The organism is Sinorhizobium sp. NG07B, from assembly GCF_002532005.1.
GTDB classification, from domain to species: Bacteria; Pseudomonadota; Alphaproteobacteria; order Rhizobiales; family Rhizobiaceae; genus Sinorhizobium; species Sinorhizobium fredii_C.
In genome coordinates this window covers 88,462-110,864 of sequence record NZ_NWTD01000004.1, presented here as the reverse complement: position 1 = coordinate 110,864, position 22,403 = coordinate 88,462, and the positions used below count along the sequence as shown (strand labels likewise).

The 22,403-nt window shown below is 64.5% G+C and carries 20 protein-coding genes; 11 read left to right on the top strand and 9 right to left on the bottom strand.

All coding sequences use genetic code 11. The features are described 5' to 3' along the window. The first annotated feature begins 119 nt into the window (after nucleotides 1-119). From CO664_RS15175 to CO664_RS15150, 7 genes are all read left to right on the top strand, one after another. Nucleotides 120-887 carry an SDR family oxidoreductase gene (locus CO664_RS15175; RefSeq protein ID WP_097539255.1) on the top strand — a complete coding sequence of 256 codons (768 nt, stop codon included), beginning with the start codon at nucleotides 120-122 and terminating at the stop codon, nucleotides 885-887. After that, the gene (locus CO664_RS15170) at nucleotides 887-1,804 is read left to right on the top strand and encodes a 2-dehydro-3-deoxygalactonokinase (RefSeq protein WP_097539254.1); all 918 of its coding nucleotides are present in this window, start codon (nucleotides 887-889) and stop codon (nucleotides 1,802-1,804) included. The genes CO664_RS15175 and CO664_RS15170 overlap by 1 nt, the downstream gene beginning before the upstream one ends. 14 nt (nucleotides 1,805-1,818) lie before the next feature. Continuing rightward, nucleotides 1,819-2,457: a 2-dehydro-3-deoxy-6-phosphogalactonate aldolase gene (locus CO664_RS15165; RefSeq protein WP_097539253.1), complete on the top strand. Its 639-nt coding sequence runs from the start codon at nucleotides 1,819-1,821 to the stop codon at nucleotides 2,455-2,457. Continuing rightward, entirely contained in the window at nucleotides 2,454-3,341 is an 888-nt protein-coding gene (locus CO664_RS15160) for an SMP-30/gluconolactonase/LRE family protein (protein ID WP_037413287.1), read from the top strand. The genes CO664_RS15165 and CO664_RS15160 overlap by 4 nt, the downstream gene beginning before the upstream one ends. Nucleotides 3,342-3,447: 106 nt before the next feature. Next, on the top strand, nucleotides 3,448-5,172 hold the full coding sequence (locus tag CO664_RS15155) for an IlvD/Edd family dehydratase (protein ID WP_037413285.1): 1,725 nt from the start codon (nucleotides 3,448-3,450) through the stop codon (nucleotides 5,170-5,172). A 7-nt stretch (nucleotides 5,173-5,179) separates the two neighbouring features. Then, nucleotides 5,180-5,386, top strand: a complete 207-nt coding sequence (locus tag CO664_RS30180; protein WP_141471725.1) for a hypothetical protein — start codon at nucleotides 5,180-5,182, stop codon at nucleotides 5,384-5,386. A 77-nt stretch (nucleotides 5,387-5,463) separates the two neighbouring features. Beyond that, nucleotides 5,464-6,087 (top strand): PRC-barrel domain-containing protein, encoded by a 624-nt coding sequence (locus CO664_RS15150; RefSeq protein ID WP_037413283.1) that lies wholly within the window; start codon nucleotides 5,464-5,466, stop codon nucleotides 6,085-6,087. A 76-nt stretch (nucleotides 6,088-6,163) separates the two neighbouring features. On the opposite strand, the gene CO664_RS15145 is transcribed toward CO664_RS15150, so the two are convergent. Next, nucleotides 6,164-7,711: a trimethylamine methyltransferase family protein gene (locus CO664_RS15145; RefSeq protein ID WP_097539252.1), complete on the bottom strand. Its 1,548-nt coding sequence runs from the start codon at nucleotides 7,709-7,711 to the stop codon at nucleotides 6,164-6,166. A 90-nt stretch (nucleotides 7,712-7,801) separates the two neighbouring features. Between CO664_RS15145 and CO664_RS15140 the strand changes: the two genes are divergently transcribed. Beyond that, the gene (locus tag CO664_RS15140; RefSeq protein WP_037413281.1) at nucleotides 7,802-8,767 is read left to right on the top strand and encodes a LysR substrate-binding domain-containing protein; all 966 of its coding nucleotides are present in this window, start codon (nucleotides 7,802-7,804) and stop codon (nucleotides 8,765-8,767) included. On the opposite strand, the gene CO664_RS15135 is transcribed toward CO664_RS15140, so the two are convergent. Together CO664_RS15135 and CO664_RS15130 are read right to left on the bottom strand one after the other, a co-directional pair. Beyond that, entirely contained in the window at nucleotides 8,743-10,080 is a 1,338-nt protein-coding gene (locus tag CO664_RS15135) for an EAL domain-containing protein (RefSeq protein ID WP_037413280.1), read from the bottom strand. The two genes, CO664_RS15140 and CO664_RS15135, sit on opposite strands and share 25 nt — an antisense overlap. A 311-nt stretch (nucleotides 10,081-10,391) precedes the next feature. Next, a complete protein-coding gene (locus CO664_RS15130; RefSeq protein ID WP_097539251.1) occupies nucleotides 10,392-12,116 on the bottom strand; it encodes a response regulator in 1,725 nt (574 codons plus the stop codon). Between the two features lie 341 nt (nucleotides 12,117-12,457). Between CO664_RS15130 and mutL the strand changes: the two genes are divergently transcribed. Together mutL and CO664_RS15120 are read left to right on the top strand one after the other, a co-directional pair. Next, nucleotides 12,458-14,275 (top strand): DNA mismatch repair endonuclease MutL, encoded by a 1,818-nt coding sequence (gene mutL / locus CO664_RS15125; RefSeq protein WP_037413278.1) that lies wholly within the window; start codon nucleotides 12,458-12,460, stop codon nucleotides 14,273-14,275. A gap of 106 nt (nucleotides 14,276-14,381) precedes the next feature. After that, entirely contained in the window at nucleotides 14,382-14,615 is a 234-nt protein-coding gene (locus CO664_RS15120; protein WP_037413276.1) for a DUF2093 domain-containing protein, read from the top strand. 5 nt (nucleotides 14,616-14,620) lie between these two features. Here the strand turns inward: CO664_RS15120 and lpxK are convergent, their stop codons facing one another. The 6 genes from lpxK to CO664_RS15090 form a co-directional block, all read right to left on the bottom strand. Continuing rightward, nucleotides 14,621-15,667, bottom strand: a complete 1,047-nt coding sequence (gene lpxK, locus CO664_RS15115) for a tetraacyldisaccharide 4'-kinase (protein WP_097539250.1) — start codon at nucleotides 15,665-15,667, stop codon at nucleotides 14,621-14,623. A gap of 134 nt (nucleotides 15,668-15,801) precedes the next feature. After that, entirely contained in the window at nucleotides 15,802-16,506 is a 705-nt protein-coding gene (locus tag CO664_RS15110; protein WP_037413274.1) for an HAD family hydrolase, read from the bottom strand. 14 nt (nucleotides 16,507-16,520) lie between these two features. Continuing rightward, nucleotides 16,521-17,834 carry a lipid IV(A) 3-deoxy-D-manno-octulosonic acid transferase gene (gene waaA, locus CO664_RS15105; RefSeq protein ID WP_037413273.1) on the bottom strand — a complete coding sequence of 438 codons (1,314 nt, stop codon included), beginning with the start codon at nucleotides 17,832-17,834 and terminating at the stop codon, nucleotides 16,521-16,523. Between the two features lie 33 nt (nucleotides 17,835-17,867). Continuing rightward, nucleotides 17,868-18,104, bottom strand: coding sequence for a DUF4170 domain-containing protein (locus CO664_RS15100; RefSeq protein ID WP_037413271.1), 237 nt, complete (start codon nucleotides 18,102-18,104; stop codon nucleotides 17,868-17,870). Nucleotides 18,105-18,162: 58 nt separating this feature from the next. After that, nucleotides 18,163-18,981: a 3'(2'),5'-bisphosphate nucleotidase CysQ gene (locus CO664_RS15095; RefSeq protein ID WP_097539249.1), complete on the bottom strand. Its 819-nt coding sequence runs from the start codon at nucleotides 18,979-18,981 to the stop codon at nucleotides 18,163-18,165. Nucleotides 18,982-19,045: 64 nt separating this feature from the next. Next, the gene (locus tag CO664_RS15090) at nucleotides 19,046-20,392 is read right to left on the bottom strand and encodes a TldD/PmbA family protein (RefSeq protein ID WP_097539248.1); all 1,347 of its coding nucleotides are present in this window, start codon (nucleotides 20,390-20,392) and stop codon (nucleotides 19,046-19,048) included. A 150-nt stretch (nucleotides 20,393-20,542) separates the two neighbouring features. Between CO664_RS15090 and CO664_RS15085 the strand changes: the two genes are divergently transcribed. Continuing rightward, entirely contained in the window at nucleotides 20,543-22,399 is a 1,857-nt protein-coding gene (locus tag CO664_RS15085; protein WP_097526332.1) for a monovalent cation:proton antiporter-2 (CPA2) family protein, read from the top strand. The last annotated feature ends 4 nt before the right edge of the window (nucleotides 22,400-22,403 follow it).

The window sequence follows — 22,403 nt, the reverse complement described above, 5'->3', positions numbered from 1 at the left end:
CCGCTTTCGCCCGCTTGCCACCTTGACAGGATAAGACCCGCAGCGCGATAATTCCAGAAAATAAAGAGCTGTTCCACATATTGGAATAATTTTTCCTGAGAAAGAGGGAGTAACGATCGATGACGCTGCCGAGCAGTCAGTTCCCCGACTTGCGCGATCGCGGCGTCCTCGTCACCGGCGGGGCCTCCGGCATTGGAGCGGCGCTGGTGGAGGGCTTTCTGCGGCAGGGTGCGCGCGTCGCCTTCATCGATATTGAGGACGCGGGCCGCGCGTTTGCGGACAGGCTTGCCGCCGAAATCGGACAGAGGCCGGAATTCGTTCGCGCCGATCTCCGGGACGTCGAGCAGGCAAGAAGCGCCGCCGATGCAGCCGTCGCGGCGCTCGGCCCCATTCAGGTGCTGGTCAACAACGCCGCCCGGGACGACCGGCAGCCGCTCGAGGAGGTGACAAGGGAAAGCTGGGACGAAAGCCTCGCCGTCAATCTCAGGCACTTCTTCTTTCTCGCCCAGGCGATTGCGCCGCACATGCGGCAAGCGGGTGGCGGATCGATCATCAATTTCTCGTCGATCGCCTTCATGCTGAACATGCCTGAAATGCCGGCCTATGCGACGGCAAAGGCCGGCATTATCGGGCTCACCAAGTCGCTCGCCGGGAAACTCGGGCCGGACAATATCCGCGTCAATGCCATCCTGCCCGGCATGATCGTCACCGAACGGCAGAAGCGGCTCTGGCTCACGCAGGACTCGATCGCCCGGATGCAGGAAAGGCAGTGCCTGAAACGCGTTCTGGCTGCCGAGGATCTCGTCGGCCCTTGCCTCTTTCTGGCCTCGGATTGCTCCGCGGCGATGACGGCACAGAGCATGATTATCGATGGAGGCGTGTTTTGATGACGGCAGGCTACTATGCCGCGGTGGACTGGGGGACCTCGAGCTTCCGCTTGTGGGTCATCGGAGAGGACGGGTCGGTGCTCGCCGAACGCCGCAGTGCGGAGGGTATGACCACCGCAGCGGAAACCGGGTTCCACGCCGTCCTCGACAGCCATCTTACCGCCGTATCGGCATCTGCCCATCTGCCGATCATCATCTGCGGCATGGCCGGCGCCCGGCAGGGCTGGAAAGAAGCGGGCTATCTTGAAACGCCGGCAACGCTTGGCGCCATAGCGGGAAATGCAATCGCCGTTCCGGACGTGGATCGCGACATTCGCATCCTGCCAGGCCTGGCGCAACGCAACGATCGGCATCCGGATGTCATGCGCGGCGAGGAGACGCAATTGCTCGGGGCAGCCGGTATGCTCGACAGCGGCCGGCACCTGGTGTGCATGCCGGGCACCCACAGCAAGTGGGTGCGGCTGTCGGGTCAGACGGTCGACGGTTTCTCCACCTACATGACCGGCGAATTGTTCGACGCCATCTCCAAGCATACGATCTTGAGCCATGCCGTGGCCGGGGTGGATGCCATTGCTGCCGACAGCGCTGCCTTTGCCGAAGCCGTCACCCAGGCACGGGAAAAACCGGCGCTGGCGACGAACCTCCTCTTTTCCGTCCGGGCGGGACAATTGCTTCATGGTCTGAGCGCGGCCGACGCCAAGGCTCGCCTGTCCGGCACGCTGATCGGTTTGGAGATCGCCGGTGCGCTCGCTACGGCGGGCCCGGTGGACGGCATCTGCCTGGTCGGCTCGGGAAAACTCGGCACGCTCTATCGCGCGGCGCTTGAAAGCCAGGGCCTCGCAGTCCGGCTCATCGACGCCGATGAGGCGGTGCGGGCCGGCCTTTCAACCGCTGCCCAGGTTATTTGGCCCCTTTGACGGAAGAAAAGAAGATGAACCGCATTCCCCTGCCCCCGATGAAATATCCGCTGATTGCGATCTTGCGCGGATTGAAGCCGGAGGAGACCGAGAGCGTCGTCGGCGCACTGATCGAAACGGGCTTTACCGCGATCGAGATCCCGCTGAATTCGCCCGACCCGTTCCGGTCCATCGAAACGGCGGTGAAAATGGCGCCGGTCGACTGCCTCATCGGCGCCGGCACGGTGCTGACGACGGGTGACGTCGAGCAGCTCGACGGCGTCGGCGGCCGCCTGATGGTCAGCCCCAATGTCGAGTCGTCGGTCATCCGGCTCGCCGCGGCCAAGCGCATGGTGACGATGCCGGGCGTCTTCACCCCGACGGAGGCACTCGCGGCAGCGGCTGCGGGCGCCAGCGGCCTGAAATTCTTCCCCGCCAGCGTTCTTGGGCCTGCCGGCATCGCGGCCATCCGCGCAGTGCTTCCGCACGACATCGAGATCGCCGCGGTCGGGGGCGTCTCGGAGGCCAATTTTGCCGACTATGCAAGTATCGGCGTGCGAAGCTTCGGACTCGGCTCGAGCCTTTACAAGCCGGGAATGAGCGCAGCGGATGTCAGGCAGCGGGCGATGGCAACGCTGAAAGCCTATGATGCCGTCTATGGAGGCCAAGAATGACCGACCTCGTCGCCTTTTCCGGCCACATCCTCTGCGACTTCGCCTCCGAGCTCGGCGAGGGCCCGACCTACGACCCCCGCGCCGACACCGCCTGGTGGTTCAACATCAAGGGCCAGGAGTTGCACGAGCTCCATCTCGGGAGCGGACACAAGACCATTCATCCCCTGCCCTTTCTCGGCAGCGTGCTGGCCACCATCGACCCCGGCCGGCAGTTGATCGCCTCGGACCAGGGGCTTTTTATCCGCGACACGGCAAGCTTCTCGCTCAGCCCGTTCGCCGCAATCGAGGACAAGCCGGGCAACCGCTCCAATGACGGGCGCGTTCATCCCTCCGGCGCTCTCTGGATCGGCACCATGGGACGGAAAGCCGAGACGCATGCGGGCGCGATCTATCACGTCGCCGGCAACCGCATCACAAGGCTCTACGGCAATATCACCATCCCGAACGGCATCTGCTTTTCGCCGGATGGCGCCACCGCCTATTTCACCGACACCGACGTCAATCACCTGATGCGCGTCGCCATCGATCCGGCGACGGCACTGCCGACCGGCGATCCCGTCACTCTTTCTGACGAGAGTGCGGCACCGGGCGGGATCGATGGCTCGGTCTGCGATGCCGACGGCTTGATCTGGAACTGCCGCTGGGGCGCCGGTGCCGTCGAAGTGTACAAGCCGGACGGACAGAAGGTCGCCCGCTATGCGGTGCCGGCGACGCAGCCGAGTTGCCCCGCTTTCATCGGTGCGCGGGCGGACAGGCTGCTGGTCACTTCCGCCTGGCAGGACCTCGACGACGCGGCACGCTCCGCCGATCCCAACGCCGGCAAAACCTTCGAGCTCGGCATCGACGTCAAGGGCCGCTTCGAGCCGGCGTTCCGACTTAGCTGAAGGATGCTTCATTCGGCGCCCGATCGCGAACAAAAGCTGGCGGCGCCGAGAAAAAGTCATACAATTAATCCATGCGGTGAATCGCGCATGGAAAGGGAGTGCTCGGATGAGCGATAAGAAAAAAGAACTGAGGAGCCGGCACTGGTACGGTGGCACGCACAAGGATGGTTTCATTCACCGGTCCTGGATGAAGAACCAGGGCTTTCCGGATCATGTCTTCGACGGCCGGCCGATCATCGGCATCTGCAACACCTGGTCCGAGCTGACGCCCTGCAACAGCCACCTGCGCATCCTTGCAGAGGGCGTCAAGCGCGGCGTTTGGGAGGCGGGCGGCTTTCCGGTCGAATTTCCGGTCTCGTCGCTCGGCGAAACCCAGATGCGGCCGACGGCCATGCTGTTCCGCAACCTCCTGGCGATGGATGTGGAAGAGGCGATCCGCGCCTACGGCATCGACGGCGTGGTGCTGCTCGGCGGCTGCGACAAGACGACGCCGGGCCAGTTGATGGGGGCGGCCTCCGTCGACCTGCCGACGATCGTCGTCTCCTCCGGTCCGATGCTCAACGGCAAATGGAAAGGCAAGGACATCGGCTCGGGCACCGATGTGTGGAAGTTCTCCGAAGCGGTGCGCGCCGGCGAAATGAGCCTGCAGGAATTCATGGCAGCCGAAAGCGGCATGTCGCGGTCGCCCGGCGTCTGCATGACCATGGGCACGGCGACGACCATGGCGTCCGTGGTGGAGGCGATGGGCCTCTCGCTCCCGACCAATGCGGCGCTGCCGGCCGTCGATGCGCGGCGCATGGCGCTGGCGCACATGACCGGCAAGCGGATCGTCGACATGGTGCACGAGGATCTCAGGCTGTCGAAGCTCCTGACGCGGCAGAACTTCGAAAACGGCATCATCGCCAATGCCGCCGTCGGTGGATCAACGAATGCCGTCGTTCACCTGCTGGCGATCGCCGGGCGCGCCGGTGTCGATCTCTGTCTGGAGGACTTCGACCGCGTCGGCGGCCAGGTCCCCTGCATCGTCAACTGCATGCCGTCCGGCAAATACCTGATCGAGGACCTCGCCTATGCGGGCGGCCTGCCGGCAGTGATGAACCGCATTCAGCACCTGCTGCACGCCGATGCGCCGACGGTGTTCGGCGTACCGATCAGCAAATATTGGGAAGGTGCCGAGGTCTATAACGACGACGTCATCCGGCCGCTCGACAATCCGCTCCGCGCCGCCGCGGGTATCCGGGTGCTGAAGGGCAACCTTGCGCCGAACGGCGCGGTGATCAAGCCATCGGCGGCAAGCGAACACCTGCTCGCGCATGAGGGGCCGGCCTATGTCTTCGAGACGATCGAAGACCTCAAGGCGAAGATCGACGATCCGGATCTGCCGGTCACCGAGGATACGGTTCTCGTGCTCAAGGGTTGTGGTCCGAAGGGCTATCCCGGCATGGCCGAGGTCGGCAATATGCCGATCCCGCGCCGGCTCGTCGAAAAGGGCGTTCGCGACATGGTGCGCATCTCCGATGCGCGCATGTCCGGCACCGCCTTCGGCACCGTTGTGCTGCATGTCAGCCCTGAAGCCAACGCCGGCGGGCCGCTGGCGATCGTCAGGACCGGCGACCGCATCCGGCTCGATACCATGAAGGGCGAATTGAACCTGCTGATCAGCGAAGAGGAATTCGCAAGCCGGGTGGCGGCCTGGCAGCCGCCGGAGCAAAAATGGCAGCGCGGTTACTACAAGCTCTACCACGACACCGTGCTGCAGGCCGACAAGGGCGCCGACCTCGATTTCCTCGTCGGCAACAGCGGCAGCGAGGTGCATCGCGAGAGCCACTGACCCTTCTATGGCCACCGATGATGAGCGCCGCGTGCCGACCTCGGCACGCGGCGCTCTGCGTTCCGCCCGCCATTGGTTTTGCTTGCCGCGGGCGGTTGGCGTTTACATAAAAAGAGATTTATACCGATGGATGAACAGGCTCGATGCTGAGACAACCAGCGGCTTTATATTTTCATTTTATCCGGAACAGTTTTCGCTGCCGGACGTTGCTTGAGTACCACCGGCGCAGCGCAAAACACCGGAAAATAGGGGCTGCGCTTAACCGACAACGTCAACGAAAGGCAGACTGATATGATCGACAAATTTATATCTTCCGTTGCCGCCGGCGCGCTTCTCGTGGGCGTTGCCGTCGCTCCGATGAGCTTCGCGCAGGAAACCACCACACCGCCGGCGCCGGCGCCCGAGACACAGGTGCAGCCTGCTCCTGCCACTCCGGCACCGGCTGACCAGGCACAGACACCGGCTCCTGCGGACAAGACGACCGACATGGCAGAAGCTGGGTCCTATCTGACCGAACAGGCGGACGACCAGATTTCCGCTAACACCTACATCGGTCAGTCGGTCTATAACGCCAATGATGAAAGCATCGGCGAGATCAACGACCTTATCATTAAGAAGGAAGGCGGCGTCGCTGCGGCTATCGTCGGCGTCGGCGGCTTCCTCGGAATCGGCGAGAAGAACGTTGCGGTTCCGTTCGAAAGCATCGAAGTCACCGAACAGCCTGACTCGGATGCCCTCAAGCTGACGACGACCGAAACGGCCGAATCCCTGAAGGGTGCGCCGGAATTCAAGACGAAGTCGCAGTTGATGGCTGAGCGCAACGCGGCGCAGCCCGTCGACACGTCGACGACTTCGGCAACGGGCACGACCCCGGCTCCGGCACCGGCACCCGCCGAACCGGCACCGCAGCAGTAACCACGCTGCCGGTCGCAACCGACACAGAAGCGGCGCTCACGGCGCCGCTTTTGTTTTGAAACTCCACGCTTATGATTTAATACCAAGCGTCGGGCATACCGGCCTTGCGCCTCGCCACGTAATCGACGAGGGCTTCGTCGATCGCCGCATCCAAGGGCGGCGCTTCGTATTCGGCAAGCGTCTTCTTCCAGAAACGATTGGCGCGTAGCGCCATGTCGGTTTCGCCCTGCTCGACCCATTTCTCGAACGGCTCGTTATCTGAGAGCGCGCTGTCCCAGAAGGCGGTCTGATAGTTGCGCATCGTGTGCTCGCAGCCGAGGAAATGACTTCCCGGACCCACTTCCGTAAACGCATCCATGGCAAGCGAATTGTCGTCGACGACGACGCCTGCGAGATAGGAATGCAGCGCGCCGCAAAAGTCTGTATCCATCACGAATTTCTCGTAGGACATGGCCAGCAGGCCGTCGACAAAGCCGGCCGAATGCAGGATGAAATTGGCGCCGCAATGGACAGCCGACAGCATCGACATGACGCCTTCCTGCATCGCCTGGGCGTCCGGCCGCTTCGAATTGGAGAAATTGCCGGCGCAGCGCAGCGGCAGGCCCAGTCGGCGGGCGAGTTGGCCAACCACCATGCTGCCGATCGCCGGTTCCGGCGTGCCGAAGGTCGGCGAGCCGGAGCGAAGCGACATCGACGAAAGGAAGTTGCCGAAGATCACCGGCGCGCCCTTGCGTTCGAGCTGCGTCAGCGCGCAGCCGGCCAGCGTTTCGGCATAGGATTGGGCGATGGCGCCGGCATTGGTGACGGGCCCCATCGCACCACCGAGAATGAAGGGCACGATGACCGCCGCCTGGTTGGCGCGGGCATAGGCACGCAGCGACCTGGTCATCGTCCCGTCCCAGACGAGCGGCGAGTTGACGTTGACGTTGCCGAGGATCACGCAGTTGTTGTCGACGAATTCGGCGCCGAAGAGAATCCGGGCCATCTCGATCGAATCCTCGGCACGATCCTCGGCGGTGATCGAACCCATGAAGGCGCGGTCGGAATATTTGATATGGCTGTAGACCATGTCGAGATGGCGCTTGTTAACCGGCACGTCAACCGGCTCGCAAATCGTACCGCCGGAATGGTGCAGCCAGGGACTCGATTGGGCGAGTTTGACGAGATTGCGGAAGTCCTCGATGGTGCCGTAGCGCCGGCCCTTGTCGATATCCGTGACGAACGGCGAGCCGTAAGCCGGCGAAAAGACGACGTTCCGGCCGCCGATCTCGACGCTGCGGGCGGGATTGCGGGCGTGCTGGGTGAATTGCGACGGCGCCGAGCGAACGATCTCCTTCAGCATTCCGGGTTCGAAGGTGACGCGGACGCCCTCGATCTTCGCACCTGCGCGCCGCCAGTGCTCGAGCGCCACCGGGTCGTCGCGAAATTCGATACCGACCTCGGCGAGAATGCGATCGGCGGTCGCCTCGACCCGCTCGAGGCTCTTCTCCCCGAGGATGTCATAGGTCGGTATATTGCGGACGATGTAGGGAACGCCAAGTTGCCTGCCGCTGCCTTCCCGCCGCTGCGGCCGTCCGCTTCGTGTTCGCCTCGGAGCATCGCCAGTCGCACTCGCCAATGCCATCGCCGTTCTCCCATGATTTGGGATGATGGTATTTGCGGCAAACACCGTTGTAACGCTGGAAAAATTCCACGCATGATATAAGTAGCGCTTATGGAAAACATGCGCCGCCTGCTGCCGTCCGCCGCCAGCCTCATCATCTTCGAGGCCGCCGGCCGTCATCAGAACTTCACCCGCGCCGCTGCCGAGCTTGGCATGTCGCAGGCGGCGGTCTCCTATGCCGTAAGGAGCCTTGAGGACCAGCTCGGCGTTTCGCTCTTCCATCGGGTGCACAGGGCCGTCGAGCTCACCGAGGCCGGCGAGAGGTTCCATGCCGACGTGTCGGTCGGCCTGGCGCGCATCCAGAAATCGGCCGAAGACATTCGCGCCAAGGGCCGCGAGACGAATGTGACGCTGGCTGCCTCGACGGCCTTCGCCTCCATGTGGATGTTGCCACGCCTCAATCGGCTGCGGGAGGATCTGCCGGAGATCGACCTTCGCATCCAGACGGGCGTTCGTGATCTGAACCTCGACGAGGAGCCGATACCGCTGGGCATTCGCGGCGGCGACCCGGCCCAATGGCCGCGCTATCACGCGGCATTGCTCGCCGACGAGGTGATCACTGCCGTAGCGACGCCGGCCTATGTCGAGGCGCATGGCATGCCGAAAAAGCCGGCGGACCTCCTGCGGCACAGCCTCATCCACCTCGAAGAGCCGGTCAGGCGCGCCTGCGACTGGACCGAGTGGTTCGCAAGCGCCGGCCTTGCCTATCCCGCACAGGGCAAGCGGCTGGCGATCAACGACTATGTTCTGGTGATCCAGGCCGTGCTCGCCGGCGAGGGCATCGCCCTTGGCTGGGACCATCTGATCGCCGGGCAGGTGCGCTCAGGCGCCCTCGTTCCGGTTGCCGGCCACGTGCTGCGGACCGGTCAGGCCTTTTACGTCGTGTGGCCGCGGTCGCGCGAACTCAACAGCCAGGCCGGACGCATTCGTGACTGGCTGCTGAAGGAAGGCGCACGCGACCGTGCTGACGATGTGGCGGGCCGCGACGACGGTCAGCGGGCTACAGCGTCGCGGTGACGGTCGGAGAGATAGCGCATGGTGGCGACCGCATCGGCCGGCTTGCCGTAGAAATAGCCCTGCCCCATGCCGCAGCCGAGCGCTTTCAGCTTCAGCACTTCGGAGATGTCCTCGATGCCCTCGGCGACGACCTCGAGTTCCAGCCCTTCGCACATCGAGACGATCGCCCTGACGATGTGTTCCGAAGCCCGATCGGCCGAAATCCGCGAGACGAAGGCGCGATCGATCTTCACCTTGTCGAAAGAGAAATCGCGCAAGCGGCAGAGGCTCGACTGACCGGTGCCGAAATCGTCGAGCGACACGCGCACCCCGGCGGACCGCAATTCGGAGACGATCTTCTGCGCCACATCGGCATCCGCCATCACGGCGGTTTCGGTGATCTCCAGTTCCAGGCGGCGCGGGTCGAGGCCGACCTTGTTGACGATCGCCAGGAGACGGCCGCTCGTCGCCGGGTCCATCAATTGCGCCGATGACAGGTTGAAGGAGAGAAACAATTCCTTCGGCCACGCCAGGGCTGTCTGTGCCGCCTTGCGCAGCAGCATTTCGGCGAGCGCCTCGATGAAGCCGCGCTCCTCCGCCAGCGGCACGAACACGGAAGGCGAGACATAGCCGAAATCCGGATCGCACCATCTGGCAAGCGCTTCGAAACCAACCACGCCGTCGTTGCGAAGGTCCACGATCGGCTGGAAATGGACATCGATCTCCTCGGCGATGATCGCGTTGCGCAGAGCCTGCTCAAGCTGCGTCGCCCGCTTCATCTCCTGGGCGATCTCATGCGAATAGACCGTGATCTGGCCGCGGCCACGCCGTTTCGAACGGTAAAGCGCCGTGTCGGCGCTTTTCAAGAGTTCCTCGAACACCGCACCGGCAAACGGATAGACGGCAAAACCGAAGGAGGCGGACAGCCGAACCGTGCGGTCGCCGAGATCAAATGGCGCAGAGAGGATTTCCTTCAGCATCTGGCCGAGTTTCTCGGCACCCTTGCGCTCGAAGACGAGCGGCAGCACCAGTGCGAACTCGTCGTCGGCCGTGCGGATCACCGTCGCCCCTTCCGGAACGCAGGCCGACAATCTCTGCGCGACCTGGCGCAGGATCCGATCGCCGGCCTCCGGCCCGAAAAGATCGTTGATCGGCTTGAAGCCGTCGAGATTGGCAAGGCCGATGGTGAACGGAGCCGGATCGCTGGCGCGTTCGGCGGCAAGCTCACAGACCTTGTGCCGCAACTGCTCTGCATTGCCCAGCCCGGTCAGCGGATCGACGAAGGGCAGCCTGTCGGGACCGCGACGGTCGATGGCCAGTTCGGCGACCATCATCGCGCTACGCCCCCGGCCGGAGCGCGCGCCCGTGCCGCACGGAGCACGTCCCGTCGATCGCAACCGAAGTCCGACCGGGGGAATGACTGTTTGGCCGACATGCTCATGTCTTCGATGCTCAACTCTTGCAGCCTTGGGCGACAGCTTCGCGCGGTGAACGCGCGAAAATTGGTGCTATGCCAGCGACTGGGCAGTTTCTCCCGGATGGTGGTGCCGATGAAGGCAACCGTGGAGCAAACGATGACAATCGGCGGTTAACAATCCTATATCGGCTGATCGTCAAATCTGGGGTCGAGCCCGTCGTGTGCCGATCAGGCCGTCAGCCGCGCATGGGCGGCACGCAGATATTTGCGCAGCAACGCTTCGATCATGTCCGGACTGATCGGCTTCATGATGTGATCGTCCATTCCCGACGCTTCGCATTGCTGAAGGTCGATGTCGAGGGCTTGCGCAGTAACGGCAACGATCGGCGTGCGGCGTCCGATCTGCCTTTCCGCGTCGCGGATGGCAACTGCGGCTTCGAAGCCGTTCATTACCGGCATGGATATGTCCATGAGGATGAGAGCCGGCTGCAGCTCGTGCCAGAGATCCACCGCTTCCCTGCCATTGGCGGCAATCCGATGCGAGACTCCGAGGCCGTCCAGGATCTGGGCGAAGACGAACTGGTTGATCTGGTTGTCCTCGGCAACGAGAACCTCCACTTCGGGTGCGCCTGTCCGGACCGTCGCATCACCTTCGAAAGAGACTTCCCAATCGGCTTGCGGAAACTGCGAGCGCGGCGGCTGCCGGTCGGTGCTGGCCCGGAAGATTTCGCCGAGCAGGGCAGTTGCATCAGCGTCCGCAGAAACGTCGAGCACCGGGCAGGTCTTCCATCCCGCATGGACCGCATCCCTTGCCGGAAATACCGCGTCCATCACCAAAATATCGAGCTTCAGGCCGTGATCCTCGGCGGCGGCCGCAAAGGCTTCGAGCTCGCCGCGGTTTCGTACGGCGCAGGCATCGAGGCCAGAGCCGCGTAAGCGTGCGACGATCCGCGCCTCCATTTCGCTGTCCGCCGTCGCCAAGAGCACCCGCAGGCCGCGCCCCGGCAGCGTCTCGATCATCGAGCCGGTTTCAACGAGCTGCTGGACGTTCAGCGCCCGGAACGGATCGTAGAAATTCTGCGCCGGCGTGAAGATGCTGTAGTCGCGGATCTGCAGCCCCGAATTGCTGCCGCCATCGTCCGCGCCATGATACCAGGCGGCTATGTCGGTCACGTCGTTCATGCAGGTGACGACGAAGTGGCGCCCGGGCACGCCGACGCGATACTTGCGCGTCACCACCCACAAGTCGCTGCCATCGGCGCGAACGATGTGCTCCGCCTCGGAATGCGGCCGGCCGGTCGCCAGCACCTGCCGATCCGACTGCTCGAAGCGTTCGGCAAGCTCCGCGTCCACGACGTCCCAGGCCGACCGACCGAGGATCGCCTCCGGCGCCACGTCGTGAATGGCGCAGAAGGCACGGTTCGCGGCGATATAGTTCAGATTGCGATCCTTGACGCAGATGGGATTGGGTTGCGCATCGAGGATTTGCTCGGTGAGTTCGACCCGTTCCAGGTCGGTTTGCAGCTGTTCCTCGCGCTTCTTCTGATCGGAGACATCGCTGATCGACAAGATGCCGATGCCGCTCGACAGGCGGCGCTTGCGCAGGCAGACCCAGCGCGTACGGCCCGCCCGTTCGACGCTTTCGTAGCGCTCACGCCAATGGAGGCCCATCTGTTCGGCGATCCAGTCCTCCCGGTTCGCACGCCGCCGGCTGTTTTCGGGCAGCGTTCCCGGGCGGAGGCCCGTATCGTAGACCGCTGCGAGAAAGTCGCGAAGCCGCGTCCCGTGCTTCAACAGGTGAGGCTGGACGGGGAAAAACTGCAACATCGAGGCGCTGGCATAGAGGATCGTGTCGTCCCGTCCGCAGACGAGCAAGGCCAGGCCAAGCGCATCGCAACTCGACTCAAGAACGATCCTGCTGATGTCCGCGCCGCCCGACGCCACATCGTTCATTACTCTGCCCTCGTCTCGCCGACTGCATGGGTGTTGCAGCACCCGCGTCCTTAAGTGGCGCTGCAGCGGCGGTTTCGTTTCGGGACATGCTGGCTGGCCGTTCGTGGCACTCTTCGAGCGGGAATCGAGCGGCGTCCAGCAACGCCGCGGTGCTCCAAAGAACAAAACCCGTGATCATTCAGGTTGTTGTGGAAAATCGCAGCAGAACGTTAAGGCGGAATTAAATCGGCATCCGATTTCTGCCGATCTGCCTGGGGACGAGCACCGATTCCGGCTTTCCTCCAGCTGAAGACGCGTGAGGGGCCCTTTCCCTCTGCCGTCGAATCCTGGAAAATGGGGCCATGGCCATCAAGGAACTCTCGGAAACGCTCATCAACCAAATCGCCGCCGGTGAAGTCATCGAGCGGCCGGCCAGTGCCGCCAAGGAGCTGATCGAAAATGCCCTCGACGCCGGCGCAACCAGGGTCGAGATCGCCACGGCCGGGGGCGGCAAGACGCTGCTCCGGGTGACCGACAATGGCAGCGGCATGTCGCCCGCCGATCTCGAACTGGCGATCCGCCGGCATTGCACCTCCAAGATCGCCGATACGCTCACGGAGATCCGCACGCTCGGTTTTCGCGGCGAGGCGCTCCCCTCGATCGGATCCGTGGCGCGGCTGTCGATCACCACGCGAACGGCGGGCGCGAGCGAGGGGGCGGCGATTTCGGTGACGGGCGGCAGGACCGAGCCGGTCCGCCCCTCGCCTGCCAATGTCGGGACCGTCGTCGAAGTGCGCGACCTCTTCTTCGCTACGCCGGCGCGGCTCAAGTTCATGAAATCGGAAAAGGCCGAAGCCGCGGCGATTTCCGAAGTGGTCCGCCGCATGGCGATCGCCTTTCCGAAAGTGCGGTTCGTGCTGTCCGGTGCGGACCGGTCGACCCTGGAATTCCCGGCGACCGGCGACGACCGGCTGGCGCGCATGGCGCAGGTGCTCGGCAAGGACTTCCGCGACAACGCCATCGAGATCGATGCGGAGCGCGAAGAGGCGAGGCTGACGGGATTTGCCGGGGTGCCCACCTTCAACCGCGGCAACTCGCTGCAGCAATATGCCTTCGTCAACGGCCGGCCTGTGCAGGACAAGCTGATCCTCTCGGCCATCCGCGCCGCCTATGCCGAAACCATTCCGCAGGGGCGCTATCCGGTCGCCGTGCTTTCGATCCTGCTCGACCCGGCCTTGGTCGACGTCAATGTCCATCCGGCCAAATCGGACGTGCGCTTCCGCGACCCCGGGCTAATCCGCGGGCTTATCATCGGCGCGATCCGCGAGGCTTTGGCGCGCGGCGGCGACCGCGCAGCGACAACCGGCGTCCAGGGAATGATGCGCGCCTTCCGGCCTGGAGCGTACCGAGCCGAACCGCAGCGAGCGCAGGCGCCCTGGACGGCCGCCGCCTCGCCCTACCGGCCGACTGGGTTCGGCGAACCCGCCCGCGGCTTTGCCGAGGCCCCGCAAGCTGCGTTTGCGGATTTTTCGCAGCCATCGGCGCGCGCCGCCGCGCCGGCCGCCGAGGCGAAGGGCCCGAACGGCACGGGCGAAGCCGCCTTTCCGCTCGGTGCGGCACGCGCGCAGCTCCACGCGAATTATATCGTCGCCCAGACCGAAGACGGTCTCGTCATCGTCGACCAGCATGCCGCGCATGAACGGCTCGTCTTCGAGGCGATGCGGACGGCGCTGCACTCGCGGCCGGTGCCGGCGCAAGCGCTGCTCATTCCGGAGATCGTCGATCTTGCCGAGGACGATTGCGACCGGCTGATGGCGCATGCGGAGGAATTCCTACGGCTCGGCCTTGCGATCGAGCGCTTCGGATCGGGCGCGATCGCGGTGCGCGAAACGCCGGCGATGCTCGGCGAGATGGACGCCTCAGGACTGGTGCGGCAGCTTGCCGACGAACTGGCCGAATGGGACACGGCCAACGGGCTTGCCGGCCGCCTCGAATATCTCGCTGCGACGATGGCCTGCCACGGCTCCGTCCGCTCCGGCCGGCGCATGCGGACGGAGGAGATGAACGCGCTGCTGCGCCAGATGGAGGCGACGCCCGGATCGGGGCAGTGCAACCACGGGCGGCCGACCTATATCGAGCTCAAGCTCGCCGATATCGAAAGGCTTTTCGGACGGAGTTGACATTGCGGCGTCGCGGCCATGTTAGCGGCAAATTTCGAATTCGACTGGTCTTTTGGCGACCGGCGGGATAGATCAGGGAACGGGCATTGACGAGGCAAGCACGCAAATGATGAACCGCTTTGACGGAAATTCCTCTCGCGAAGCGAAAATTCGTTATCTCGATGGCGACTTTCAGATCGTGTTGGCCGGCTCGCATGTCATCTGTGCCACGACCGGCAAGGCTATCCCGGTGGACGAGCTTCGCTATTGGAGCGTGGTGCGGCAGGAGCCTTACATCGACGCCGCCGCCTCCCTTGAAGCCGAACGGCGTGCCGGGGCGCTGCCCGCACGACAGCCCTGAGGCATCTATTTCAAAGCCTTCCCGGTCGCATGCAGTTTGCGTGCCCGCGCCGCGACAAGCGTAGCCTCGATGATCTTGGCGGGCGCTGACGGATCGTCGAAACGCACCTCGATCTCGATGACCCGGCTGTTGGCGGCGAGTTCCGCCGCTCGCCCTTGGCCGGGCTCGAGGCGGACCATGTCCTTGGCCGTGGTCACCAGTGTGTAGCCCCGGCTTGCGGCATGATCGATGAGATCGGCGATCTCGTCCTCTGAAAAATGGTGATGATCCGGGAAACTCCGCGTCTCCTCGACGATTGCACCCGTCTCCCGGACAGTGCGATAAAACTTCTCCGGGTCGGCAATGCCCGCCCAGGCCAGGACCGTGACGCCGGACAGCGATTGATCGTCAAGCCGCACCGTGTCCCCGACATAGACGGCCTTGCCGGCGCGCGCCGCACGGCGGATCAGGCGATCGGCGGCCGGACCGTGGCCAATCTTCAGAAGCGCAGTGGCGTGGCGAAGCTGGTCGGCGATCGGCGCCCTGACCGGCCCGGAGGGCACCAGATGGCCATTGCCGATGCCGCGGACGGAATCGATCACCAGCAGGGCGAAATCGAAGGTGAGGCGAGCGCTCTGGAAGCCATCGTCCATGATGATGATGTCGGCGCCTTCGGCGGCGAGCCTGCGAGCGCCGTCGACGCGGCGGCGGCACACGACGGTCAGGGCCTCTCGCGCAAGCAGCAGTGGCTCGTCGCCAACGTCCCGGGCCCGGTGATGGGCGGGATCGACGACTGTCGTCACGTCCAGGGAGCCGCCATAGCCGCGGCTGAGGAAACCCGGCTTCAGCCCCCGCGCCTTGGCCGCCTGCGCCAACGCAATTGCGGTCGGCGTCTTGCCGGCGCCGCCGACGGTGAAATTGCCGACGCAGATCAGCGGTACGGGCGGCATGGCGCGGCGCGCCCGGTCCATGCGGATGGCGGCGACGCGGCCGTAGACCCAGGAGAAAGGCCACAGCGCGTAGGCCCGCCAATCGGCCCTTGTCCACCAGAACGGAGGCGCTTCGGAAACCATTTGAATATGCTGCCTCCGCGGCTCTTGCTGCTCCATGCGCCGCGAGGCGCTCCTGACCCGTCTCTCGCCGGCCATGGGCCGACGACGCCACAAGAGACTTCAGAATGCGAAAAAAGGCAAGCCGGTCAACGGAGTCAGAGCACTGCTTCAAGCTCGGTGATATCGGCCAGGCAATGGTCGGAAGCCCCGGCCAGCGACTGACGCGAGCCGGTGCCGGTCAGAACCGCAATGGTCAGGCCGGCGCCGGCAGCGCGGCCCATATGCATATCGTGATTGTTGTCTCCGACCACGGCCACCTGCTGAGGCGTCAGCCCGGTCGCGGCGCAGAAGCCGAGCACCATGCCCGGCTGCGGCTTGACGCCGTAACCGCTGTCGTAACCGGCAATGTAGTGCAGATAGGTCTCGAAGCCGAAGCGCTTCGCCGTCTCGCGGATGGAGCGCTCGTTGTCGCTCGAGGCGACGCCGAGACGGTAGCCCTTCGCATGGAGGGCAGCGAAAAAGGCGCCGAGGTCGGTCACCGGCACCGCATAGTCGGCGGAGCTCGCAAAAAGGCCGTCGAACAGCGCCGTCAGTTCTTCCACGGTGAACGGCGCGCCGGCCTCGACCATGCCGGTCGCAATCTCGACCGTGTTGCCGGCCGCGAGCAGGCTGTCGGGTGCGACGTGGCCCGTATCCGGGTCCATGCCGCCGGCCCGAAGCAGAATTCTTGCGAGCGCATCGTCACCCCTGGCGGCAATTCGCGCCAGTTCGTAGTTCACGGGAACCCAGCTCTTCGCGTAGTCGAGAAGCGTGCCGTCCTTGTCGAACAATATTCCGGCGATGCCGTTGCCCGCAGCCATGGTCCCATCCGTTTTCAGCTCTCGACGCGCGGCTCCAGCCGCGCCTTCACCACCAGCGGGTTAATATAGGGCTCGAGCCCCCTCATCGTCGCCGTCAATGCGCCCCGCATCTGTTGCACGGTCTCAAGCCCCGCGTCGATCATCGAGCGACGCATGTCGTCGTTGCCGAGCAGGTAGTTGACTCCCTTCGCCAGCATTTCGACGTCGCGGACGATCTTGGCGCTGCCGTTCATGGCAAGCATCTGGTAGGTCTCGCGGAAGTTCTGGACGTTGCCGCCCGAAAGTACCGCGCAACCGAGCATGGCCGGCTCCAGCGGATTCTGCCCGCCCTCGGCAAAGAGCGAACGGCCGACGAAGGCGACCTCGGTCAGCCGCAGATAGAGCCCCATCTCGCCGATCGTGTCGCCGAGAAAAATATCGACGTCCGGCGTCAGGCGATCGCCCCGCGTCCGGCGGGCAACCTTGAGCCCCTTGGCGGCCAACGCCGCTTCGACGGCATCGCCGCGCTCGGGATGGCGCGGTACGACGATGGTCAAGAGGCCGTTGCGCGGCTTGAGCGCGTGATGGACAACCCCGGCCGCCTCTTCCTCGCCCTCGAAAGTGGAGATTGCCGCCCACGTCTTGCGCGAACCGATCTGCTGCGCATAGTCGCGAAGCGCCTGCGGGTCGTGCGGCGGCGCGTCGGTATCGACCTTGAGATTGCCCGAGACCATCACCGGCAGCGCGCCAAGCGTGCGGAAGCGCTCCGCATCGATATCGGACTGGGCGATCACGAGCGCCAGGTTCTCGAACAGCGCATCGGCAAGCGACGGCCGCTTCTTCCAGCGGGCGAAGGTCCGGTCCGACAGCCGCGCATTGACCAGAACCTGGGGAATGTGGCGCCGACCCAGTTCGACGATCGTCATCGGCCAGATTTCGGATTCGGCGATGATCGCCAGGTCCGGCTGCCAATATTCGAGGAAACGGCTGACGGCCGGCTTGAGATCGAGCGGCACATATTGATGGATGACAGCCTTGCCGAGGCGCTCGGCTACCACCCGCGCCGAGGTGGTCGTCCCGGTGGTCAGGACCACGGCAATGCCGCGGCGGCGGATTTCCTTTATCAGCGGGGTTACCGCGACCGTTTCGCCGACGCTCGCGGCATGAAACCAGACGAGCGGCCCGGGCGGGCGCGGCGCGCTTGCATGGCCGTAGCGCTCGCGGCGACGGGCCGGATCCTCCTTGCCCTTTGCCGCGCGCAGGGCCAGGTAGGGTCCGACGAACGGGTAGATCGCCGTGCCGAGCCAGCGATAGGTGGAAAGCGCAAGCCGTGCGCGCAGGCTGCTCATCAATGCTCGCCCTTACCCGCGCTCACCAAGACATCAATCATTTTCCGGGTCGAGCAGCCGGTGCATGTGGACGATGAAATAGCGCATATGGGCGTTGTCGACGGTCATCTGCGCCTTGGCCTTCCAGGCTACATGGGCGCTCTCGTAGTCGGGGAAGATACCGACGATATCGAGGTTGTTGAGATCGCGGAACTGCACGTCGGTGAGCGTCGTCAATTCGCCGCCGAAGACGAGGTGCAAGAGCTGCTTCTTCTCGGTATTCTGAGCCATTGTGTTCCCATTGTTCTTTGAGACGTCGGCGTTGGTTTGCGGCATTAGCACCCAAAGGTCAATGGGCGTCGAACGGCTTGGAGGCGGCGAGCAATGCAGGCAGCGCCGACCCGGATCCGGCCCCGAGAACTCCATGACTGACAATGGGGCGATTGTAGGACAGAGGCATACCGTCGAGGCCCCGGAGCGCCCCGCCGGCGCGTGCCAGAACGAGATCGGCGGCGGCCAGATCCCAATCATGCGCGTTCTTCTTGACGATCGTGCCGTCGATGCGGCCGTCGGCGATCATCGCCAGGCGGTAGGCGAGCGACGGCACGTGCGGCACGCGCGCCAGCCGATCGCGATAGGGGGCGGCAAGCCTCCCGGCGATGTCCTCGGCCATCGCCACCTGCAGCCGCTCGTTCGGCAAGGGGTCACGGACGCTGATCGCCGCATCGTTCTTGCGCGCCTCCCCGTCAACGGTCGCCTGGTAGATTTCTCCGAGTGCCGGCGCATAGAGCACGCCCGCCGTCGGCTGGCCCCGGTGAACGACCGCAACACTGACGCACCAGAGGTCCTTGCCAGAGATGAAGGCACGGGTGCCGTCGATCGGATCGACGACGAAGACGGTGTCGCGGGAAAGGCGCGTCGCGTCGTCGTCGGTTTCCTCGGAAAGCCAGCCATAGTCCGGCCGGGCGGCGAGCAGCCTTGTCTTCAGAATATCGTTTGCGGCGAGGTCGGCCTCGCTCACGGGGGAGCGGCCCTCATTCTTCCAGCGGACGTCCACGGTCTTTCGGAAATAGCCGAGCGCCGTATCGCCTGCTGCCACCGCTGCGGCAAGGATGAGCTTGAGATCCTCGTCCCAGCTGGGTCGGGTCTGGAGGGCTGCTTCTGACATTCGACTCCTTCAGCGCCGGAACGATTCCCCGCGCCTCCAACTGGCGGAACCTACGGTCCCGCACTCAACTTCCGGCAAGCGTCATGCCCTCGATCGCGAGGGTCGGTGCGGCCGTACCGAACTTCCTGTCGATGTCGTCGGCAGGCGTCAAGGCCATGAACATGTGCTTGAGATTGGAAGCGATCGTCACCTCCGAGACGGGGAAGGTGATCTCGCCGTTCTCGATCCAGAAGCCGGAGGCGCCGCGGCTGTACTCGCCGGTCACCATGTTAACGCCCTGGCCGATGAGCTCGGTGACGTAGATTCCCGTGCCGACGCCGCGGATCAGGTCGTCGCGGGAAATCGTGCCCGGTTCGAGGGCGAGGTTGGTGGAGGCCGGATTGACCGCCGGGCCACCACGGACGCCGCGCCCGTTGGTTTCCAGCCCCAGTTCACGCGCCGCGGACGTCGAGAGGAACCAGTGCTTCAGCACGCCATCCTCGACCATGGACAGCTTCGAGCCGGAGACCCCCTCGCCGTCGAAGGGGCGCGACGACGAACCGCGCACGATCTGCGGATCGTCCGTGACGGCAATGCCGGCCTTCATGATCTGCTTGCCCATCATGTCCCTGAGAAAGCTCGTCTTGCGGGCGACCGAGGCGCCATTGATGGCGCCTGCCAGATGGCCGACGAAGCCGCGAGCCATGCGCGGATCGAAGACGACGGTCACGTTCTTGGCGGTAGCGACCTGCCGCGGGTTGAGGCGCGCCACTGCCCGCTCGCCGGCCACCCGTCCGATATCGTCGGCGCCGCGGAGTTCGTCGAAATAGAGCCGGCTGTCATAGTCGTAATCGCGCTCCATCCTGGTGCCTTCGCCGGCGATGGCGCTGACGGAGCGGCCGAACCGCGTCGCCATATAGGAGCCTGAGAACCCGTGCGACGTCACCAGCACGAGCCCGCCCATGCCGGCGGAAGCGCTGGCGCCGCTCGAATTGGTGACGCCGGACACGGAAAGCGCTGCCGCCTCGGCTGCAAGCGCCGCTTCGGTGAGCGCCTCGCTCGAAACCTCGCGCGTGTCGAAAAGATCCAGGTCCGGATAGGATCTCGCCAGGCGATCGGGATCGGCGAGCGAGGCGTAAGGATCCTCCGGCGAGGCCTTGGCCATCGCCACCGCGCGCTCGGCCAGGACTTTCAGATCGAAACCCGGATTGGCCGAGACGCTGGCGACACGCCGCCCTACGAAGACCCGGAGCGAAAAATCGTCGCTTTCGGAGGCCTCCGTCGCCTCGACCTTGCCGAGCCGCACCGAAACCGAGCGGGAGCGGCCGCGTACGACGACCGCGTCGGCGGCCTCCGCACCGGCCCGCCGCGCACGGTCCACCAGTTCGGCGGCGCGTTTCTCGAGGATGGCGGAATCGATCGTCTCGGACATGATTAGGCCTTTCATTCCTGCCCCATTTATTGTGCACTGGAGCATGCATCAAGGGCATCACGATGATTCCCCTCTCCGCATTATGACATTCCGCCTCGCCACGCCCGCCAAGGGCAGGTTCGAGAGCCTCCATGATGAAAGCCGCGCGCAATGCAGACACCGATCCTCTACACTCAGGCGCTGATGTTGCTCGCCGGCGCCGTCGTTGCTGCGCCGCTGTTCAAGCGTCTCGGGCTCGGCACGATTCTCGGCTATCTCGCGGCAGGCATCGTGATCGGCCCGGTCGCCCAGTCGATTACCGAGGGCGAAGAGATTCTTCACGTATCGGAACTCGGCGTCGTCTTCCTCTTGTTCATCATCGGCCTTGAGTTGAAGCCGTCGCGACTGTGGCAGATGCGGCGCGACATTTTTGGCCTGGGCACGGCACAAGTGGTGGCGACAGGCCTCGTTCTGTCTTTCCTCATCGAGTTCTTCGGCCTGCTCCCTTGGGCCGGCAGCGTCATTGCCGGCTTCGGCCTGGCGCTTTCGTCGACGGCCTTTGCCATGCAGATCCTCGAAGAGAACAACGATACAAACACCCGCTACGGTCAGCGCGCCTTTTCCATCCTCCTGCTCCAGGACCTGGCGATCGTTCCGCTACTCGCCTTGATCCCGTTGATGGCGACGCGCGCGCCGGAGGCGACAACAACGCCGTTCGAAGACTTCGCAATTGCGATCGCCGCGATTGCCGCTCTCTATGCGGCTGGCCGCTATCTGCTCAATCCGCTGTTCCAGGTGATCGCCCGCACAGGGGCCCGCGACGTGATGATCGCCGCCGCGCTGCTCGTCGTCATGGGAGCGGCGACGATGATGCAATTGGCCGGCCTTTCGATGGCGATGGGCGCGTTCCTTGCAGGTGTGCTGCTGGCGGAATCCTCCTACCGCCATGAACTCGAGGCCGACATCGAGCCGTTTCGCGGTATCCTTCAGGCGCTGTTCTTCATGGCGGTCGGACTGTCGCTGCAACTCGGCGTCGTCGCCGAGAACTATCTTTTGATCCTTGTCGCCGTGCCGCTGCTGATGGTGGTGAAAAGCCTGGTCCTCTACGGCCTTTGCCGCGCGACCGGTTCTCACCACAATGATGCGGTGCGCATCGGCCTGCTGCTGCCGCAGGGCGGCGAATTCGGCTTCGTGCTCTTCACGGCCGCCGCTGTTGCCGGTGTCTTCACCCAAGGCCTCGCCTCCCTGCTCGTCGCAATCGTCACGCTTTCTATGGCCTTGACGCCGGTTGCGGCGCTCATTTCGAGGCGGCTGCTGCGCGAACAGGATGATCTGGAAGACGAGATGGAGGAGAATTTCGAAGGCGCCGGCGCCGACGTCCTGATGATCGGCTTTTCGCGCTTCGGGCAGATCGCCGCGCAGATCCTTCTGGCCGGCGGCCGCGACGTGACGATTATCGACCATTCCGCCGCACGCGTCCGCCAGGCTGCGACCTTCGGCTTCCGCATCTACTTCGGCGACGGTACGCGCCTCGACGTCCTGCGGGCGGCCGGCATCGAGAAGGCGAAGATCGTCGCGGTCTGTACCCAGAAGAAGGAGATCACCGACAGGATCATCAGCCTCGTGCAGGCGGAATACCCGAACGCCCGGATCTTCGCGCGTTCCTACGATCGCCTGCATACGCTGGAACTGCGCGCCCAGGGCGTCGAATACGAGTTGCGCGAGACTTTCGAGTCCGGGCTGCTGTTCGGCCGCAAGACGATCGAGGCGCTCGGCGTCAACGGCGAGGAGGCGATCGCCATCATGGACGACATCCGCCGCCGCGACGAGGCGCGGTTGGTGCTGCAGGAGGCCGAGGGCATCACGGCAGGCCGCCACATGCTGCATTCAGAGCCGGTGCGTCCGGAACCGCTGGTCAAGCCGAAGCGGGACGTCAACCACACGGCGGAGACCGAGGAGCGGATCCTGCCCCAGCTTCCGGCGGCAGAGAATGGACGAGCCGGCGAAACGCTGGCCGGTGCCGACTGAACCG

What these genes read in the sequence shown, in the direction of transcription:
- CO664_RS15175 (WP_097539255.1), top strand. Translation starts at nt 120, where the DNA reads ATGACGCTGCCGAGCAGTCAGTTCCCCGACTTGCGCGATCGCGGCGTC.
- CO664_RS15170 (WP_097539254.1), top strand. Translation starts at nt 887, where the DNA reads ATGACGGCAGGCTACTATGCCGCGGTGGACTGGGGGACCTCGAGCTTC.
- CO664_RS15165 (WP_097539253.1), top strand. Translation starts at nt 1,819, where the DNA reads ATGAACCGCATTCCCCTGCCCCCGATGAAATATCCGCTGATTGCGATC.
- CO664_RS15160 (WP_037413287.1), top strand. Translation starts at nt 2,454, where the DNA reads ATGACCGACCTCGTCGCCTTTTCCGGCCACATCCTCTGCGACTTCGCC.
- CO664_RS15155 (WP_037413285.1), top strand. Translation starts at nt 3,448, where the DNA reads ATGAGCGATAAGAAAAAAGAACTGAGGAGCCGGCACTGGTACGGTGGC.
- CO664_RS30180 (WP_141471725.1), top strand. Translation starts at nt 5,180, where the DNA reads ATGGCCACCGATGATGAGCGCCGCGTGCCGACCTCGGCACGCGGCGCT.
- CO664_RS15150 (WP_037413283.1), top strand. Translation starts at nt 5,464, where the DNA reads ATGATCGACAAATTTATATCTTCCGTTGCCGCCGGCGCGCTTCTCGTG.
- CO664_RS15145 (WP_097539252.1), bottom strand. Translation starts at nt 7,711, where the DNA reads ATGGCATTGGCGAGTGCGACTGGCGATGCTCCGAGGCGAACACGAAGC.
- CO664_RS15140 (WP_037413281.1), top strand. Translation starts at nt 7,802, where the DNA reads ATGGAAAACATGCGCCGCCTGCTGCCGTCCGCCGCCAGCCTCATCATC.
- CO664_RS15135 (WP_037413280.1), bottom strand. Translation starts at nt 10,080, where the DNA reads ATGATGGTCGCCGAACTGGCCATCGACCGTCGCGGTCCCGACAGGCTG.
- CO664_RS15130 (WP_097539251.1), bottom strand. Translation starts at nt 12,116, where the DNA reads ATGAACGATGTGGCGTCGGGCGGCGCGGACATCAGCAGGATCGTTCTT.
- mutL (WP_037413278.1), top strand. Translation starts at nt 12,458, where the DNA reads ATGGCCATCAAGGAACTCTCGGAAACGCTCATCAACCAAATCGCCGCC.
- CO664_RS15120 (WP_037413276.1), top strand. Translation starts at nt 14,382, where the DNA reads ATGATGAACCGCTTTGACGGAAATTCCTCTCGCGAAGCGAAAATTCGT.
- lpxK (WP_097539250.1), bottom strand. Translation starts at nt 15,667, where the DNA reads ATGGTTTCCGAAGCGCCTCCGTTCTGGTGGACAAGGGCCGATTGGCGG.
- CO664_RS15110 (WP_037413274.1), bottom strand. Translation starts at nt 16,506, where the DNA reads ATGGCTGCGGGCAACGGCATCGCCGGAATATTGTTCGACAAGGACGGC.
- waaA (WP_037413273.1), bottom strand. Translation starts at nt 17,834, where the DNA reads ATGAGCAGCCTGCGCGCACGGCTTGCGCTTTCCACCTATCGCTGGCTC.
- CO664_RS15100 (WP_037413271.1), bottom strand. Translation starts at nt 18,104, where the DNA reads ATGGCTCAGAATACCGAGAAGAAGCAGCTCTTGCACCTCGTCTTCGGC.
- CO664_RS15095 (WP_097539249.1), bottom strand. Translation starts at nt 18,981, where the DNA reads ATGTCAGAAGCAGCCCTCCAGACCCGACCCAGCTGGGACGAGGATCTC.
- CO664_RS15090 (WP_097539248.1), bottom strand. Translation starts at nt 20,392, where the DNA reads ATGTCCGAGACGATCGATTCCGCCATCCTCGAGAAACGCGCCGCCGAA.
- CO664_RS15085 (WP_097526332.1), top strand. Translation starts at nt 20,543, where the DNA reads ATGCAGACACCGATCCTCTACACTCAGGCGCTGATGTTGCTCGCCGGC.